Source organism: Myroides sp. LJL116 (assembly GCF_054871685.1).
This window is the reverse complement of the sequence record NZ_JBTXLR010000003.1, coordinates 133168-150989: the sequence shown is the minus strand read 5'-3', so window position 1 is coordinate 150989 and position 17822 is coordinate 133168. Positions and strand designations below refer to the sequence as shown.

13 protein-coding genes are annotated in these 17822 nt (G+C 33.7%); 3 read left to right on the top strand and 10 right to left on the bottom strand.

The window, feature by feature from the left end:
• Positions 1–38 precede the first annotated feature (38 nt).
• The 7 genes from ACYSNM_RS04110 to ACYSNM_RS04080 form a co-directional block, all read right to left on the bottom strand.
• Positions 39–899: a helix-turn-helix domain-containing protein gene (locus ACYSNM_RS04110; protein ID WP_461755736.1), complete on the bottom strand. Its 861-nt coding sequence runs from the start codon at positions 897–899 to the stop codon at positions 39–41.
• 327 nt (positions 900–1226) lie between these two features.
• Complete coding sequence (locus ACYSNM_RS04105) at positions 1227–2348, bottom strand: porin (RefSeq protein ID WP_461755735.1); 1122 nt, start codon at positions 2346–2348, stop codon at positions 1227–1229.
• A 359-nt stretch (positions 2349–2707) separates the two neighbouring features.
• Positions 2708–4501 carry an acyl-CoA dehydrogenase family protein gene (locus ACYSNM_RS04100; protein ID WP_461755734.1) on the bottom strand — a complete coding sequence of 598 codons (1794 nt, stop codon included), beginning with the start codon at positions 4499–4501 and terminating at the stop codon, positions 2708–2710.
• 53 nt (positions 4502–4554) lie between these two features.
• A complete protein-coding gene (locus ACYSNM_RS04095) occupies positions 4555–5736 on the bottom strand; it encodes an acetyl-CoA C-acyltransferase (RefSeq protein WP_461755733.1) in 1182 nt (393 codons plus the stop codon).
• Positions 5737–5760: 24 nt separating this feature from the next.
• Positions 5761–8163 (bottom strand): 3-hydroxyacyl-CoA dehydrogenase/enoyl-CoA hydratase family protein, encoded by a 2403-nt coding sequence (locus ACYSNM_RS04090; protein ID WP_461755732.1) that lies wholly within the window; start codon positions 8161–8163, stop codon positions 5761–5763.
• Positions 8164–8206: 43 nt separating this feature from the next.
• Complete coding sequence (locus tag ACYSNM_RS04085; RefSeq protein ID WP_461755731.1) at positions 8207–8644, bottom strand: MarR family winged helix-turn-helix transcriptional regulator; 438 nt, start codon at positions 8642–8644, stop codon at positions 8207–8209.
• Positions 8645–8728: 84 nt separating this feature from the next.
• A complete protein-coding gene (locus ACYSNM_RS04080; protein ID WP_461755730.1) occupies positions 8729–10510 on the bottom strand; it encodes an AMP-dependent synthetase/ligase in 1782 nt (593 codons plus the stop codon).
• Positions 10511–10635: 125 nt separating this feature from the next.
• Here ACYSNM_RS04080 and ACYSNM_RS04075 point away from each other — a divergent pair, with 125 nt between their 5' ends.
• Positions 10636–12558, top strand: a complete 1923-nt coding sequence (locus tag ACYSNM_RS04075; protein ID WP_461755729.1) for an LTA synthase family protein — start codon at positions 10636–10638, stop codon at positions 12556–12558.
• A gap of 64 nt (positions 12559–12622) precedes the next feature.
• On the opposite strand, the gene ACYSNM_RS04070 is transcribed toward ACYSNM_RS04075, so the two are convergent.
• Together ACYSNM_RS04070 and clpB are read right to left on the bottom strand one after the other, a co-directional pair.
• Positions 12623–12841, bottom strand: coding sequence for a putative signal transducing protein (locus tag ACYSNM_RS04070; protein WP_461754144.1), 219 nt, complete (start codon positions 12839–12841; stop codon positions 12623–12625).
• 171 nt (positions 12842–13012) lie between these two features.
• A complete protein-coding gene (clpB, locus tag ACYSNM_RS04065) occupies positions 13013–15604 on the bottom strand; it encodes an ATP-dependent chaperone ClpB (protein ID WP_461755728.1) in 2592 nt (863 codons plus the stop codon).
• A gap of 156 nt (positions 15605–15760) precedes the next feature.
• Here clpB and ytxJ point away from each other — a divergent pair, with 156 nt between their 5' ends.
• Positions 15761–16099 carry a bacillithiol system redox-active protein YtxJ gene (ytxJ, locus tag ACYSNM_RS04060; protein WP_461755727.1) on the top strand — a complete coding sequence of 113 codons (339 nt, stop codon included), beginning with the start codon at positions 15761–15763 and terminating at the stop codon, positions 16097–16099.
• A 34-nt stretch (positions 16100–16133) separates the two neighbouring features.
• Here ytxJ and ACYSNM_RS04055 read toward each other — a convergent pair whose 3' ends face one another.
• Positions 16134–16673 (bottom strand): hypothetical protein, encoded by a 540-nt coding sequence (locus ACYSNM_RS04055; protein ID WP_461755726.1) that lies wholly within the window; start codon positions 16671–16673, stop codon positions 16134–16136.
• 903 nt (positions 16674–17576) lie between these two features.
• Between ACYSNM_RS04055 and ACYSNM_RS04050 the strand changes: the two genes are divergently transcribed.
• A complete protein-coding gene (locus tag ACYSNM_RS04050; protein ID WP_461755725.1) occupies positions 17577–17795 on the top strand; it encodes a hypothetical protein in 219 nt (72 codons plus the stop codon).
• Positions 17796–17822 lie beyond the last annotated feature (27 nt).

Below are 17822 nucleotides of genomic sequence, written 5' to 3'. Positions count from 1 at the left end.
ACACCCAATAACCAAGATAGTTGTTGGGTGTTTTTGTTTTATGCTCTTCTGTATTCATCTGGAGAGATTCCTACATATTTTTTAAAAAAACGAGAAAAGTAAGAGTTATCCTTAAAACTTAATTTATAGGCAACTTCACTTGCCGATAGGTTAGTATTAACCAAAAGGCGTTTACTTTCTAGTAATATGCGATTGCGAATAACCTCTCCTGCTGAGATGCCCTTTACCTTTTGGCAAACAGCATTTAAATAATTGGGTGTTACATACAGCATTTGAGCGTATTCTTTAGGAAAGCGATACTCGTAAAAGTGCTTTTCAATATATACCTCAAATTGCTTGACTAAATTACTAGGTTGCAATAGTCTATTGTCATAGGAGCTAGACTGATTAATTTGTTTTTGACACAATAACAATAGCTCTAATAAGTAAACCTTAATTAAATCGTTATTACCTCCACTTGTAAGCTGAGTCTCATAATACACCTTCTCAAATATATTGGTATAGGTAGATAGGTTATGAGAGACATTTAGTACGCTATGTCCGCCATCTATTTTAAAAAATGCCAATTCCTCTAAAAAATTGTTGTCTTTTAAAAAGGAGTTAAAAAATTCTTGGCTAAAATTAATCACAAATCCCTGTGTATTGTTATTCAGTGTCCACTTGTGTATTTGACCAGGAGCGATAAAAAAGATATCTCCTTTTTGTATTTCATGATTCTTATAATCTATAAAATTAGTTCCCGTGCCCGAGGTCACAAAAAATATTTGATAAAATGTGTGTTTATGTCCTTGTGTTGTTAGTGCTTGTCCTGGAATACTCTGGCGTTGAAGATCTATAATAACACACTGCTTGTCCTGATTGTCTTGATCTACTAAGTCACAATAATTATACTTTTGCATATTACTTCCATTCTTTTAATAGTTATTAATAGAGCAAATCCCTGATTTTGTGGGTTTTGTTATCTAAATATACTATTTTTTTTCAAATGATTTGATTTTTATATAACTTTTTTTGAAAAAATCAATATTTATATAATATATAGGTTTAAAATAATAATGAAAAATAATAATTTTAAATATAATTATAATTTAAAAATATAATATTCACTTTTTTAACATAAATGGCCCGTAGTTATAATATGCTTCTTATTGTAAAAGAAGTTGTGGGGTAGAAAGATAGAAAAAGCCAAAAAAAAAGCAGTAACTATTAAGTTACTGCTTCTGTCCTTATAAATAAGGTTCTATTTCGGTTTTGTAGTTGCTATCTTGAACGGCAGATTTAGCAATTGGGATTAGCCATCTTACTCCTGCAAGTACTTGATGTTGGTTGATATCAGCTAGGTTTGCAACTTGCTTTTTATAAGTTGTTAAGTTATAAGTATAAGCGGCAAAAAGTCTGATGTCTTTAAATAAAGGGTCTTTCTTAAAAGGATAGTATTCAAAGGCACCTTGTAGACTTAGTAAACTAAAGGCTGCATCTTGATCTAAGGCATCTCTTTTGTTGTAAATAGCCTTGATATATGGGTTCCAGTTATCAAAGTGGTATTTTACACTAAGAGCTGCTGCGTTTTCTTTTACATAAGTAGGATCATATAAAGGTCCAGTTAGAGTAGAATTAGGATCAAAGTTAATATTTCTAAAACCGTAGATCCAATCTAGTTCAGCAAACCATCTATCAATGCGCAATTGATTTCCTAAAGTAATCCAGTTGTAATATTTAGAAGAATCATGTTGCATTAGTCCATAACCGTAACGCGTGGTGAATTTGTCTTGGAAGAAACTTCCTTGCCATAAAAACATATACGCATACGCCTTATTAACATATTCTGGAGTTGCATATTGGCTAGATGCACTAGTTACTTGTAGATTAAAACGGTGATTTTTAAACATATATGCTAGGTTTACCCCAGGTGCATATACCTCTAGATTATCTAAAAGGGTGGTGTTGTTGTAAATATCTGCTCCGTTGTAATCAATTTCGAAAGTTCCCCAAGCCGTTATCAACTGTCCTGCAGAAATTGCCCAATTATCATTTATATTATATTCTAAAAAAGCAAATTCTAAAGCTTTAGCATCCGCTGCAGCATTTAAATTATAACGCAAAAATACCTGAAACTTATCTTTTATTTTCGTCGTTAAATATATACGTGTTTTATTTACTTGAAATCCTGATGTGTTGTCATAGTGCGGTCCAAACTTTGTATTTAAGTCATAGCGCGTATCCAAATAAAAATTAAAATCACTAACAACAGGGTTGTCTTTAATGGTTAAAAAAGCGTTTTGCTGTTCTTGAGCAAAACCAGTACAAGCCATCAAAAATATGCTACTTGCCGTTAAAAATTTTCTCATCTCTTATTATTTTATACAAAGATACATTTTGCATTTTAAGTTTATGAGTTTTTTAAAGTTGTTTCTCAAGATTAACATATTATATGCATCTAAATGTTTAAAATTTAATGTAAAATTCTTTAAAGTAGTTTATTATTGAGGTTACTGCAATAAACAACGTTAAATATATTGGATTTTCTATTGACATATTTTGACTAATGTGGAATATAAAATAAATTTTAAGTAAATTTTGTTAGTTTAAGAGTGTAGAAAATGCGAATTTGATTAGGGATAACGCAAAAGGCCACCCATGTTTAACAAAACAATGGGTGGCCTTTGCAAATAAACTAAAAAAGTTTTAACGTTTCTTGTTTCTATTTCTAGAATGCGTAATGGTTGCTTTCTACAAGTTTTTTAGCAATTGTTTCACGTAACTCATCTACATTAGGTAATTCAGGGTATTTCGTGAATCTTCTAAGCCCCATTAGCATGATGCGCTGTTCATCATCCTTGGTAAAGCTACTAATGGCTTGTTTTGCCTGTGAAGAAACAATATCTACCGCATGGTATAAATATAGTTTAGCCATAGCAATTTGTTCTTGTATATTTTGCTCCCCTTTTTCTTTAGCTAATTTCTCTGTACGTAATATAGCGCTCTCTGCCATATAAATTTCAATAATGATATCAGAGGCATTTAGTAAAAGACCTTGGTGCTTTTCTAATTCTGGACCAAATTTTTGAACTGCGCTACCACAAACCATTAAAAATGCTTTTTTAAGCTTTTCAATCATTTCTTTTTCTAAAGCAAATAATTCATCATAATCAGGAGTGTCAAAACTAGGGATACTCATTAAGTCATCTGCAACTGCCATAGCAGGTCCTAAAAGATCTACATGGCCTTTCATTGCTTTTTTAATAAGCATACCAATACTTAACATTCGATTGATTTCGTTGGTACCTTCATATATACGTGCAATTCTAGCATCTCTCCAAGCGCTTTCCATTGGTGTGTCTTCTGAGAAGCCCATTCCTCCAAAGATTTGGATTCCTTCATCGGCTGTGTTTTGAACATCTTCCGATACAGCTACCTTTAAAATAGAACATTCAATAGCAAATTCCTCTACTGCTTTTAATTCTGCTTGTTGTTCTGATTCTCCTTGGGCAATTCTTTGTTCGATTCTAGCTTGAATATCACCTGCAGCTCTATAACAAGCTGATTCTCCTACATAGGCATTGGTTGCCATTTCTGCTAATTTAGTTCTTATAGCACCAAAGCTTGAAATAGGGGTGTTGAACTGTATTCTTTCATTGGCATATTGAATACTTTGGTTAATCAGACGTCTTTGGGAATCCAAACAAGCTGCTGCAAGTTTAATTCTTCCCACGTTTAATGCATTCATTGCTATTTTGAATCCATTTCCTCTTTCTGAAAGCATATTATCTACGCTTACTTTTGTATTATTGAAAAATACTTGACGGGTAGAGGAGGCTCTAATACCAAGTTTATGTTCTTCTTCCCCTAATGTAATACCATTGCTAGGATCATTTTCTACAATAAAACCAGTAATATTCTTGTCGTCTTCAATACGTGCAAATACTATAAAAAGATTACAAAATCCTGCATTGGAAATCCACATCTTTTGTCCAGTAATTTCATAGTATTTTCCATCCTCGGATAAAACTGCTTTTGTTTTCCCACTATTTGCATCCGAACCAGCATCTGGCTCAGTTAAACAGTAGGCCCCAAACCACTCTCCTGAGGCAAGCTTAGGAACGTATTTTTCTTTTTGTGCCTGGTTTCCATATAAAGTAATTGGCATAGTTCCAATTCCAGTATGCGCCCCAAAGGCAGTAGAGAAAGATCCAGTTGCTCCAGAGATGTAGTCACATACTAGCATCGTGGATACAAATCCCATGCCTAATCCACCAAATTCTTCTGGAACAGCCACTCCTAAAAGGCCTAATTCCCCTGCCTTTTGCATACATTCTTTGGTAAAGGCATAATCTTTATTTTCAAATCTAGCTTTATTAGGCCAGATTTGCTTGTCGATAAATTCCTTTACCATATCGCGCATCATTAATTGCTCCTCGGTAAATTGCTCTGGTGTGAAAATAGCCTCACTTGGGGTTTGTTTAATTAAAAACTGACCACCTCTTGTTATATCTGTACTCATTTGTTTACGGTTTTTTGGTTAATTAATAGTTGGTTTGGTTAAATGGTTTTGGTTTATAATATTTCGTAGATACCTGCGGCACCTTGGCCCGTACCCACACACATACTAACAAGGCCGTATTTATTGCCTCTTCTTTTCATTTCATCAAATAGTTGTACCGATAGTTTGGCTCCTGTACATCCTAGTGGGTGTCCAAGGGCAATAGCTCCACCATTTACATTTACTATTTCAGGGTTAATATCTAATTCTCTTATCACAGCTAAGCTTTGAGCTGCAAAGGCTTCGTTTAATTCTATAAGCTCGATGTCCTTTAGGTTTAATCCTGCTTGTTGTAATGCCTTAGGAATAGCCTTAACTGGACCGATTCCCATAATACGCGGTTCTACACCACTTGCTGCATAGCTTACCATTCTAGCAATAGGTTCAATATTTAGTTCTTTGACCATTTGCTCCGACATTACCATAACAAAGCTAGCGCCATCGCTCATTTGAGAAGAGTTACCAGCTGTAACACTACCGTTTAAAGCAAATACTGGACGTAATTTTGCTAAAGCCTCTAAGGAAGTTTCTTTTCTCGGTCCTTGATCCAAGGTAACTTGGTAATCTTTGGATTGCTTTTTGCCTTTCTCATTAACAAAGACCTCATGTATATTAATAGGTACAATTTGCTGGTCAAACTTTCCTTCTTTTTGTGCCTTAAGTGCTTTTTGATGCGATTCAAAAGCAAATCTATCTTGGTCTTCTCTAGAAACTTTAAACTCATTGGCAACTGCCTCAGCCGTTAAGCCCATTCCCCAGTAGTAATCCTCATGGCCTTGTTTGGCTACTTTATAATCAGGCGTAGGTTTATACCCTCCCATAGGGATGAAACTCATACTCTCTGCACCTCCAGCGATAATACACTGGGCCATACCAGATTGTATTTTTGCAACTGCCATTGCAATGGTTTCCAATCCTGAGGCGCAATATCTATTTACTGTAACTCCAGGTACATCATCTACCTTTAGCCCCATTAAAGAAACCAATCTTCCCATGTTTAGTCCTTGTTCGGCTTCGGGCATAGCATTTCCAACCATTACATCATCAATTCGCTTTTTGTCAAATTCAGGTAATTGGCTCATTAGGTATTCAATGGTCTCGGCTGCTAATTCATCAGGCCTTTTAAAGCTAAAGACTCCTTTAGGAGCTTTACCAACAGCCGTTCTATATCCTTTTACTATATATGCAGTATTCATGTCTTACAAATTTTAGTGGTTAAATTAATTTCTAAGTGGTTTACCCGTTTTAAGCATATGCTGGATTCTTTCCAAAGTCTTTCTCTCTCCACAAAGCGAAAGAAAAGCTTCTCTTTCTAAATCCAATAGATATTGCTCACTTACATAAGTGGGTTGAGATAAATCTCCACCAGCCATAACATAGGCTAACTTATTGGCAATTTTTCTATCGTGTTCAGAGATATAGTGACCAGCCATCATACTATCGGTACCCACTAAGAACATTCCAAGGGCTTGTTGGCCTAACACTTTAACGTTATTTGTTCTAATAGGTTGGGTGTATCCGCGTTTAGCCATAAGTAAGGCTTCTTCTTTTGCTTGAGTAATAAGAAGGTTTTTATTAACTACCACAATGTCCTTGTTTTTTTGTAATAAATTAAGATCATAAGCTTCATAGGCTGAGGTAGCCACTTTAGCCATAGCGATAGTTAAGAAATTTTCTTGTAAAACGTTTAATTCTACATCGTTCTTGCGGTATAAGTCAGAAGCGCGAAGACTCATCTCTTTTGAACCCCCACCTCCTGGGATTAAACCAACCCCAAATTCTACTAAACCAATATAAGTCTCAGCCGAAGCTACCACTTTATCGGCATGAAGGCTTAATTCACATCCACCACCAAAACTCATCCCAAAAGGAGCAGCCACAGTAGGTATAGCGCTATAGCGCATGCGCATCATAGTATCTTGGAAGGTTTTAATTGCCAAGTTGAGTTCTTCCCAATCTTGCTCTGCAGCCATCATGAAAATCATCATTAAGTTGGCCCCCACAGAGTAGTTACTTCCTTGGTTGGCAACAACTAATCCTTGGTACTGTTCTTCAGCCAAAGTAATAGCCTTATTTAATCCTTGTAAAACTCCACCACCAATGGTATTCATCTTAGAATGGAATTCTAGGTTAATAATACCATCTCCTAAATCTATAATAGAAGCTTCTTTATTAGACCAAATGGTATTTTGTTTTAGATTTTTTAGAATAATAAAATTCTCCTGCCCTGGTATAGCTTTGTACTCTTTAGTGATTTGATCATAAAAAAGCGCTTTACCATTTTCTACCTTATAAAAGCTTTGGTTGCCATTGGCAATCATTTCCTCTATCCAAGGTGCAATTGTGTAGCCGTGTTTTTTAGCCAATTGTGCTCCTTTTTCCACTCCAAGTAAATCCCAAGTTTGGAAAGGTCCATTTGCCCAAGCATAACCTGTGCGTATGGCATTGTCAATGGCATAAAGATTATCGCTAATCTCCGGTACTCTTTGACTTACATAAGCGAAAAGACTCCCTAAGTGTTTTTGGATAAATTCTCCTGCAGAGCTTTGATCCTGTAGTAGAACTCCGATTTTCGCCTTTGTACCAGATACTTGAGAAGCAGCTTGTAAAACACTTAGATTAGCTCTTTCTAAGGGACGGTATTCTAAGGTGTCTAAATCAAGAGCATATCGAAGGGTTTCTCCCTTGTCATTGATGGTCTTATAATAGAAACCTTTTTTAGTTTTATCTCCTAAGAATTTATTTTTCAATAAAAAGTCTAATACCTTACTGTCCTTTAAGTCGGCAATCATGGTATCATTAGGACAGTTTTGTTTAAGCCCTTTAGTTACATTATATGCAGTGTCTAATCCAACTAAGTCGGCAAGTTTAAAGGTTCCTGTTTTGGGTCTACCTAAGATAGAACCCGTTAGACTATCGGCCTGTTCAATAGTCAGGCCAAGTTCTTGGGCTAATTGCATTACCATTGCCATGGAATATACCCCAATTCTATTTCCGATAAAACCAGGAGTATCCTTACATAATACAGGTGTTTTACCTAAATATAAACTAGCATAGTTTTCAAAGAATTCAATTACTTCTTTATTTGTATTAGGCCCAGGAATAATTTCAAATAACTCTAAATACCTTGGAGGATTAAAAAAGTGAGTTCCACAAAAATGAGCTTGGAAATCCTCACTTCTTCCCTGTGCCATTAAATGGATAGGAATACCAGAGGTATTAGAGGTAATTAATGTACCTGGTTTTCTGTATTTTTCTATTTTTTCAAAAACAGATTGTTTTATATCTAGTCGTTCAACAACTACCTCAATAATCCAATCACAATCCTTTATTAACCCAAGGTCATCTTCCATATTCCCGGTAGTGATTCTTTGGGCAAACTTTTGATCGTAAATAGGAGAGGGTTTAGAACGCAAAGCATTTGCTAAGTGAGTTTGAGCAATACTATCTCTAAAGGCTTTGTCTTGTAGAGTAAGTCCCTTTTTTTGCTGTTCTTCGCTTAGGGAATCCCCGACAATGTCTAAGAGCAATACCTGTAATCCAATATTGGCAAAGTGACAAGCAATAGCTGATCCCATAACTCCAGATCCTATTACAGCAACTTTTTTAATAATTCTTTTCATACTTTATGGTTGGTTTGGTTAATAAATTAATAGCTAAATAAAATTATTCGGATTCAAAAATACCCTTGTCGCTAATGAGCGTATTAATAAGCTCGGCTACTTCAAAAAAATGCTTGATTTTTTCAGGTTCAATTTTTTGACGAATCATTTCATTGAAACGCATTACCTTTTGTTTGGATAATTCTCTTTTCTGTACTCCTAAAGGAGTTAGGCGTATAATAACTCCACGTCCATCATTTGGATTTTTGGACTTTGTAATAAGGCCATGCTCTTCCATTTTTTTTAAGGTTCTAGTAAGGCTTGTTGCTTCCATTCCCATGCTAGGACCTAAAGCTGTAGAGGAGGTTCCCTGTTTATCAATACTCAAAAGGGCAAATGCTAAGGACATACTTGCTCCGTATTTAGAAGCTTCCTCATTATACATTCTAGAAACAGCCCCCCAAGTGGCTCTTAATACATAATCTATTGTTTTATCTTTCATATTGGTTATATGGTCTTAATCAAATATAAAAAAAAAATAGTATGCATGCATACTATTTTCTATTTATTTGTAACTATTTTTATTTTAATTGCTTGGATGATAGATTTTTTGGTACAAATCTTTATACATCTCAAGGATTGGTTTTCTCTTTAATTTTAAAGTAGGGGTAAGCTGACCTGCGTCAATACTCCATACATCTGGTGTTAATTCAAAACGCTTTACTTGTTCCCATTTACCGAATTTCGGATTGATTTGTTCAATTTCTTTAGAAATACGATCAATGACTTGTTGGTTGCTAATTAAATCTTGGTTAGTAGGACCAAGGGGGATTTGTTTGCGTCTAGCCCATTCTCGTACAAATTCAAAATTTGGTTGAATTAAAGCTGCAGGCATTTTCTCTCCCTCTCCAATAACCATGATTTGTTCGATAAATCGAGATTGCTTCATGATGTTTTCTATCATCTGAGGAGCTACATACTTTCCACCAGAGGTTTTGAACATTTCTTTCTTACGATCAGTTATATGTAAAAAGCCCTGTGCATCGATTTCTCCAATATCTCCAGTATGGAAATAACCATCTATAATACTTTCTTGGGTTTTCTCAGGGTCTTTGTAATAGCCAATCATCACATTAGGACCTTTACAAAGGATTTCTCCATCAGGAGCAATCTTTACCTCCACATTGTCAATAGGTTTACCTGTGGTGCCAAATTTAAAACCTCTATTGGTGATCTGTTGTACTGCAATAACAGGTGAGGTTTCTGTTAAACCATATCCTTCTAATACAGCAAAACCAGCAGCGTTAAATACCCTAGCTAATCTTTGTTGTAAAGCAGCACTTCCTGATACAATCACTTTCATATGTCCTCCTAGAGCTTGTTGCCATTTTGAGAAAACTAATTTTCTAGCGATTGCTAATTGAAAATTATACCAAAGTCCTCTATCATAAGGTTCGTATTTAAAACCTACTTCTAAAGCCCAAAAGAAAATCTTTTTAGAAATGCCATGTAAAGCGCTTCCTTTAGTGAAAATCTTATCGTAAACTTTTTCAAGTAGCCTTGGAACAACTGTCATTACATTAGGCTGTACCTCTTGTAAGTTTTCTCCCATTTTATCAATGCTTTCGGCAAAGTAAATAGATACCCCAGAATATTGGTATAAATAAATAATCATTCGCTCGAAAACGTGGCAAATAGGTAAAAAGCTTAAACCTCTATAGTGGTCCTCTCTAGTAAAGGGAACCCTAGGATAACTACCAATGGCATTTTGTAAAATATTGTTATGCGATAACATTACTCCCTTGGGTCTACCTGTGGTACCAGAGGTGTATATTAAAGTAGCCAAATGATCCGGTGTTATGGAATCCATAATACTTTTTACCTGGTCTTGGTTAGATTCATCCTGGCCTAAGGCTAGTAATTCATCAAAATTCTTACATCCCTGTATATTGTCAAAACTATAAATCTCTTTTATATTTGGCAATTGGTCTTTCACAGAAATTAACTTATTGTAAATCTCTATATCCGACACAAAACAATAGGTAGAGTCAGAATGATTTAGAATATATTGGTAATCTTCGGCCGATATAGTAGGGTAGATGGGTACGTTTTGTGCACCAATTTGCAATATCCCAATGTCAAGTATATGCCATTTGGTCTGGTTATTGCTAGAAATCACAGCAATTTTCTCGTCCCTTTGTACACCAAGTCTCAGCAATGCTCTTGAAATGCTATTAGCTTGATTGATGTATTGTTGAGTTGAGGTTTTATTCCATATACCATTTACTTTTGTAACTAAAGAGTCTTCCAGGGGGAAATTTTCTAATTGAAAATACGGAATATCAAAAAGTCTTGTAGGATTTGTCATGTTTATGTAATTAGTTTATGCAAAATATGAAAAATAATCTATATAAACTATAGAGCATTAAAAAATGTATTAGTCTAAAGTTTTAACTAAATTTGTACATTCTAAAAAATAAACCAATCTACATTATGTTATCAAATCGTTACCGATTAAATGAAATGCTTGTATTTTTTTACAGGCTGTTTTTAGCATTTTTCTTCTATTTTGTCGCAAGGGTATTATTTTACCTATATAATGCCGACCTTTTACAAGTAGACTCCATAGGGGAGTTTTTAACCTTAGCTTACCATGGAATTACCTTTGATAGAATGGCTATCTTTTATGTGAATAGTTTATTTATCTTACTTTCTATTCTTCCCTTTTTTGTACAAACCAAAAAAGGTTTCCAGAAATTCTTATTTTGGATTTATTTTATTCCTAATCTTTTGGCTTATGCCACTAACTTTATAGACTTTATTTACTACCGTTTTATCTATGCTAGAACCACTATTGCTGTTTTGGATAGCTTAGAGCACGAAACCAATAAAGTTACTTTATTTTGGAATTTTACCACTGCTTATTATGACGTGTTATTGTGGTTTTTAGGATTGTCTGTATTATGGGTTTTCCTCTATAAAAAAGTGCGATTTACACGTGTAATTAAAGTAGAATACAAAAAATCCTATTGGATTAGTAGTCTTGTTATCTTTGTAGGAGTTATGATAGGATTTGTAGCAGGGGTAAGAGGGGATTTGAAAAAAACTACTCGTCCTTTGAATATAATTGATGCAAATAGGCATGTGCAAAAGCCTGAGCATGCGGATATTGTCCTTAATACACCCTTTGCTATATTACGTACCATAGGTAAGACTAGTTTTAAGAAAGTGGATTACCTTGAGCAAGAGGATTTGCAAAAGCATATTAGCTCTTATAAGCAGTATACTACCAATGAACCAAGTACTCCAAATGTTGTTTTATTTATTTTGGAGAGTTTCTCTAGAGAATATATAGGAGCTTTTAATGAAGATCAAAACATTGAAAATTTTGTAAGTTATACTCCTTTTGTGGATTCTTTGGCTCAAAATAGTTTGATATACCCAAATGCATTTGCCAATGGTTATAAGTCTATTCATGGAATGTCGTCTGTTATTGCAGGTATACCTTCTTTTAAAGACGCTTTTACTTCTTCGCCTTTTCCTAAGCAAAAAATAGAATCACTAGTTTCTACATTACAAAGCAAAGGCTATGATACTTCTTTTTTCCATGGAGCACCTAATGGATCTATGGGCTTTTTAGGGTTTTCTAATATTTTAGGCTTTGATCACTACTATGGGCTAAATGAATTTAATAATCCAAGTGAGTTTGATGGAACATGGGGGATTTGGGATGAACCTTTCTTCCAATATATGGCCGATGAATTATCTGAGAAAAAGCAACCATTCTTTGCTACACTATTCTCCGTTTCTTCTCATGAACCTTTTAATATACCACAAAAGTACCAGGGGAAATTCAATAAAGGAAATCAGCAGATTCACCAAACTATTGGGTATACGGACTTTGCACTTCAAGAATTTTTTAGAAAGAATCAAAATGAGCCTTGGTTTAAAAATACTATTTTCATTATAACAGCAGATCATACCAATCAGGTGGATTATCCGGAGTATTTAAAGCCTGTAAATAGAACTGCTGTGCCTATCTTAATTTATAGTCCAAGTCAAGATTTAAAGGGGGTAGACAAACGTCTAGCTCAGCAAATAGACATCTATCCTACTGTATTGGATTTAATAGGGTACCAAGAAACATTTAGAAGTTGGGGTAGGAGCCTTATTAATGATACCATTGTAGAACCATTTACTATTAATTATAGTTTTAATGAGTATACTTTTCAGCAAGGAGATTACATATGTCGTTTTAACGGTAAAGAAGTAACTGGTTTTTACCACATTGATGACAAAGGTTTAGAAAATAATTTAATTGGACAGAAAAATCCTCAAATGCAAGAACTGGAATTAAATACCAAAGCATTTATTCAAGATTATTTCCAGAAAATTATTGATAAACAATTAGATTAAAAAAAAAGCATCGCTATGTTAGTTAAACAAAGCGATGCTTTTTTTTTACTGGAACTTCTAAATATTATTCTCTGATTTTATTATCTATTAAAAGTTGTTCAGCACGCTGAGCATCCTTTTGCTCTACTAGAACATTAACAGCATTATCTGCTGAGACAAAACCTGCTGTAATAGAAGATTCAATATCGTTGCGAATGATATAAGGTATATTGTTTTGCTCTAAAATTTCTTTTACTGCTAAAACCATAATTTCACTACCTGAGTATAATATGACGTGATTCATAATAGATGTTTTTATTTTAATCTAAGATAGATGTTTTTTTTGACTTCCAAAACTTATCTTAAATTAGATGTTAATATTATATACTGTTACTTAGAGCTAGGTTAAATACCCAAGCTAAAGAGTAGACAATAGCAAAATGGGATTAGAACTACTCTAATCCCATTTGTTTTTTTATTCACTATGATTTCTAAAAACTAACTCATTGTTAAAGGCATCTAGTAAGATGATACTGTCGGATTTTACATTCCCAGCTAAAATCTCTTTAGATAATTTATTAAGCACTTCTTTTTGAACTACCCTTTTAACTGGTCTAGCTCCAAATTCAGGCTCATAACCCTTATCGGCTAAGAACTCTTTAGCCTCAATGGTTGCTTCCATAATGATGTTTTGTGACTTTAACATATTTATTACACCTTTTAATTGTAAATCAACTATTTGTAAAATGTTGTCTTTGTTTAAAGGAGTAAACATCACTACCTCATCAATACGGTTTAAGAACTCTGGTCTTACGCTTTGTTTTAAGACATTAAGAACCTCTATTTTAGCTTCTTCTGCAGCTGTTTCAACATCTAGAGTATCTTCGAACTTTTCTTGGATAATATGACTACCTATATTGGAGGTCATAATAATGATAGTGTTTTTAAAATCAGCTAACCTTCCTTTATTATCTGTTAAACGTCCTTCATCTAGTACTTGTAACAGAATATTGAAGGTATCTGGGTGAGCCTTTTCGATCTCATCCAATAGGACCACAGAATATGGTTTTCTTCTTACTGATTCTGTCAATTGTCCACCTTCATCATAACCTACGTATCCCGGAGGCGCTCCAACTAATCTACTTACACTATGGCGCTCGCTATATTCACTCATATCAATACGAGTCATTGCGTTTTCATCGTCAAATAGATAAGAGGCTAGGGCTTTGGCTAATTCGGTTTTCCCCACACCTGTAGTTCCTAAAAATAAGAAGGAACCAATTGGTTTTTTAGGATCTTGTAAACCAGCTCTACTTCTTCGTACCGCATCACTTATGGCTTGAATAGCCTCGTGTTGACCAACTACCTTTTTGTGTAATTCATCCTCTAAATGAAGTAGTTTTTCTCTTTCTCCTTGTAGCATTTTAGTTACAGGAACTCCTGTCCATTTTGCTACAACTTCAGCAATATCCTCACTAGTTACTTCTTCTTTAATTAAAGAGGTACCATTATTACTTTGGTCTAAAGCTTCTTGGGCTTCTACTAGTGCTTCTTGAGAATCTTTGATTTTACCGTAACGCAGCTCGGCTACTTTACCATAATCTCCCTCTCTTTCGGCTTTTTCTGCCTCGGCTTTATACTGTTCAATTTCTTGTTTAATGTTTTGAACGCGGTCTACTACCTCTTTTTCACTTTGCCATTTGGTAAAAAGATCGTTTCTTTCTTCTTTTAAATTAGCAAGTTCTAAGCCAAGAGATTTTAACTTATCTTCATCATCTTCACGCTTAATGGCTTCTATTTCAATTTCCAACTGCATTACCTTTCTGTCTAAAACATCTAGTTCTTCAGGTTTAGAGTTGATTTCCATACGTAATTTAGCTGCAGCCTCATCCATTAAGTCAATGGCTTTGTCTGGTAAATAACGATTGGTAATATATCTTTCCGATAAGTTTACCGCAGCAAGAATCGCCTCATCTTTAATTCTTACTTTATGATGGGCTTCATACTTTTCTTTAATACCTCTTAAAATTGAAATAGCACTCTCTGTATCTGGTTCGTCAACAATTACCTTTTGGAAACGTCTTTCTAGGGCTTTATCTTTTTCAAAATATTTTTGGTATTCATCTAAAGTTGTAGCTCCAATAGAGCGAAGTTCTCCTCTAGCTAAAGCAGGCTTTAAGATATTGGCAGCATCCATTGCTCCATCTCCACCACCAGCACCTACTAGGGTATGTATTTCATCAATAAAAAGAATAATATTTCCCTCTGCTGAGGTAACCTCTTTTACTACTGACTTTAATCTTTCTTCAAATTCACCTTTATATTTAGCCCCAGCAATTAAAGCTCCCATGTCTAAGGCAAAAATCTGTTTGTCTTTTAAGTTTTCTGGAACGTCATGTTGCACAATACGATGTGCTAACCCTTCTGCAATAGCTGTTTTACCAACTCCTGGCTCTCCAATTAACATTGGGTTATTTTTTGTTCTTCTACTTAAGATCTGAAGTACTCGTCTGATTTCTTCATCTCTACCAATAACTGGATCTAACTTTCCTTCATTAGCAAGTTTAGTTAAGTTATTAGCATATTTATTTAATGAATTATAAGTGTCTTCTGCAGAGGCAGAGGTAACTCTTTCTCCATTTCTGATTTCTTGGATGGCTGCTTGTAAATTGCTAAGACTAACTCCTTGATCTTTTAAAATTTGAGCTACTTTACATTTGGATTGGAAAATAGCTAAAATAAGGTGCTCAATAGATACAAATTCATCTTTCATCTCAAGAGCAATAGCTTGAGCTTGATTCATTGTACTGGTAGCTTCCCTAGAAAGAGTAATTTGTCCTCCTGAAACTTTTGGAAAACTTTGTATAGTTGCCTCTAAAACACTTTTAAAGGTTTCTATATTAATGTTTAATTTCTTTAATATAAATGGAGTAACATTCTCATCTACTTCCATTATTGCTTTGAAAATGTGTTCATTCTCAATTTGCTGTTGTCCGAGACCTTGGACAATCACTTGGGCACGTTGTAAGGCCTCTTGTGATTTTATGGTAAAATTATTTAAATTCATTTTCTTGTTTTTTTTGGTTAATAATAGTTATACAAATAATATTCCATAGTTAAATGTAAGACATTTTGTCCATTTTTTATGTTAATTATTTAGTTTAATAAGACATAATGGCTTATTTTAGCTTTTTATTAATGAATTTTATTTAAGAATTGTCATATGAATTGGATTTTTATAAAACACAACCAGCAAATCGATGAGCTTATTTCGTTTTCAGAGCAAAAAGCGGTTATAATCTTTAAAAATTCACCACGTTGCTATATCAGTAAATTTGCTTTAAAAAATTTTGAACGCGTATTTACAAATCCTACCCATACCAATTGTTATATGGTAGATGTAGTGGCTAATAGAGAAGAATCTCAAGGCATAGCTCAAATGTTTGGTATAGAACACGAATCTCCTCAGATTTTAATTATCTATAAAGGAGAAGTAGTATATAATAACTCCCATGAAGGTATAGATCCTGGGCAAGTAGAAAAACTATTACTTAGGATCTAAAAAAAAAACATACAGTAATTGAGTAAGTGCCCAATTACTGTATGTTTTGGTAAGTTATATCTATACTTGAGACAATTCGCTTATTTGTCTTAAAGTCATCGGAGTGTAAAATCTCCATGATTTCATTTGCAAGCAGGGTAGATTTAGACAAATCTTCTTGTACATCACTTTGGTTTGCAGAAATAGTTATTCCATCACAATCTATTTGATTTTTAGCATTAGAACTACTCTCAAAAATCTTGGTTAATCCAACAGCGAAAGAGTTGTCGTTGTAAAACTCTATTTCCTTTATTATAAATTCCTTTTCTTGGGGATTGACCTGCAAAGAAAAGAATACACTTTGAAAATCTTCTTGGTCTTTTTGTTCTAGCACATAGGTAATTAATTCCTTTAGTAAAAGTTCTAATTCTACTTGGCTTTGGGCTGAGGTTAAATCCTTATTACTATAGTGAGCTTTGAGTACTTTACCTTTATTTGTTTGCATTAAGGTAGAGACTTTAGCATCTAGCATTGGTAAATGGGAAAAACTGGGTATTGCACTTAATAGAGTAGCGCATAAAAGTATTTTTTTCATTTTTTTTTGCTTTAAAGGTTGTAGTTACCCTAAATTACAAAAAAAACAAGTATCCTTTACATGTATATAAAAAAAAGAGACTGAAATTAGTCTCTTTTTTTAAAGTTTAAACTAGTAAGTCCATTATTGGAAAACTATATTTTTAAACCTAACAGGTGTTGGCAATTAACGAAGGCTAGTGTTTCTAGCACAACATCCTATCTTTTTAATTTTTTAGATCAGATTGTCTTTATCTAGACTTTCTCCTTTTGTGTTAAGACAAATGTAGGTGGATAAAAGGGTACTTACTGTAACTTAAGTTACATTTCAATACATTATATTAAGTAGTTAATTAGAAATAGTCTAGTATATAGTGCTCATAAGTATACTACTACTACTACTACTACTACTACCTCTTAGAATAGGGAAGTAGTTAGGATATATCCAAATGCACAGGATAAATTAAATATAGCTTTAGTAAGAAAATAAACTTTATGCTAAGTGTAAAAATAATGTCTAGCCAAAGTTAAAACAGAGCTTTATAGTATGGGTTTTTACCCTAAATTAAGAGATCGCAGCTACTTTGGATAGGCAAAGTTTTACAAGCAGTCTTCTTTAAAGGTTTTTATAGATAAGGAATTTGCCAAGGGCAATAGCAACAAATGGACTTTAAAATAATAGTAGCTGATCTTTTTTAAATTAGCTCTATGTAGTTATTATATGTTTAAACACAAAACTAATACAAGGTTTAGGTTTTCTTTAAAGATGATTCTGTTTTTATGATTTTGATTTAAACAATATATATTACTCTTATATATTTGCGAGAATAATGATAAATATATTAATAGTAATTTAAATGTATTTTTTTTTGTTTATATGCTTTAATAAACTATTTTTACTAAGCTATTTAAAAGATTATCTATCATGAAAATTAGATTAAAAAATGTTTTTTTTTCTTTGGGATTAGGTATTATTACATTGAGTTGTAAACAACCTCCTGTTGAGTTAGAGCAGCATATTTTAACTCCCATGTTTGACAAACAAGTCAGTATTGATTCTCTACTTTTACAAACTAAGACAATAATAGATGCGAGTTCCACTAGTGAAACCGATACAATTGCAAAAGCTACTCAGGTAAAATGAGAAGTTTTGAAATTAGTATGTTTATTT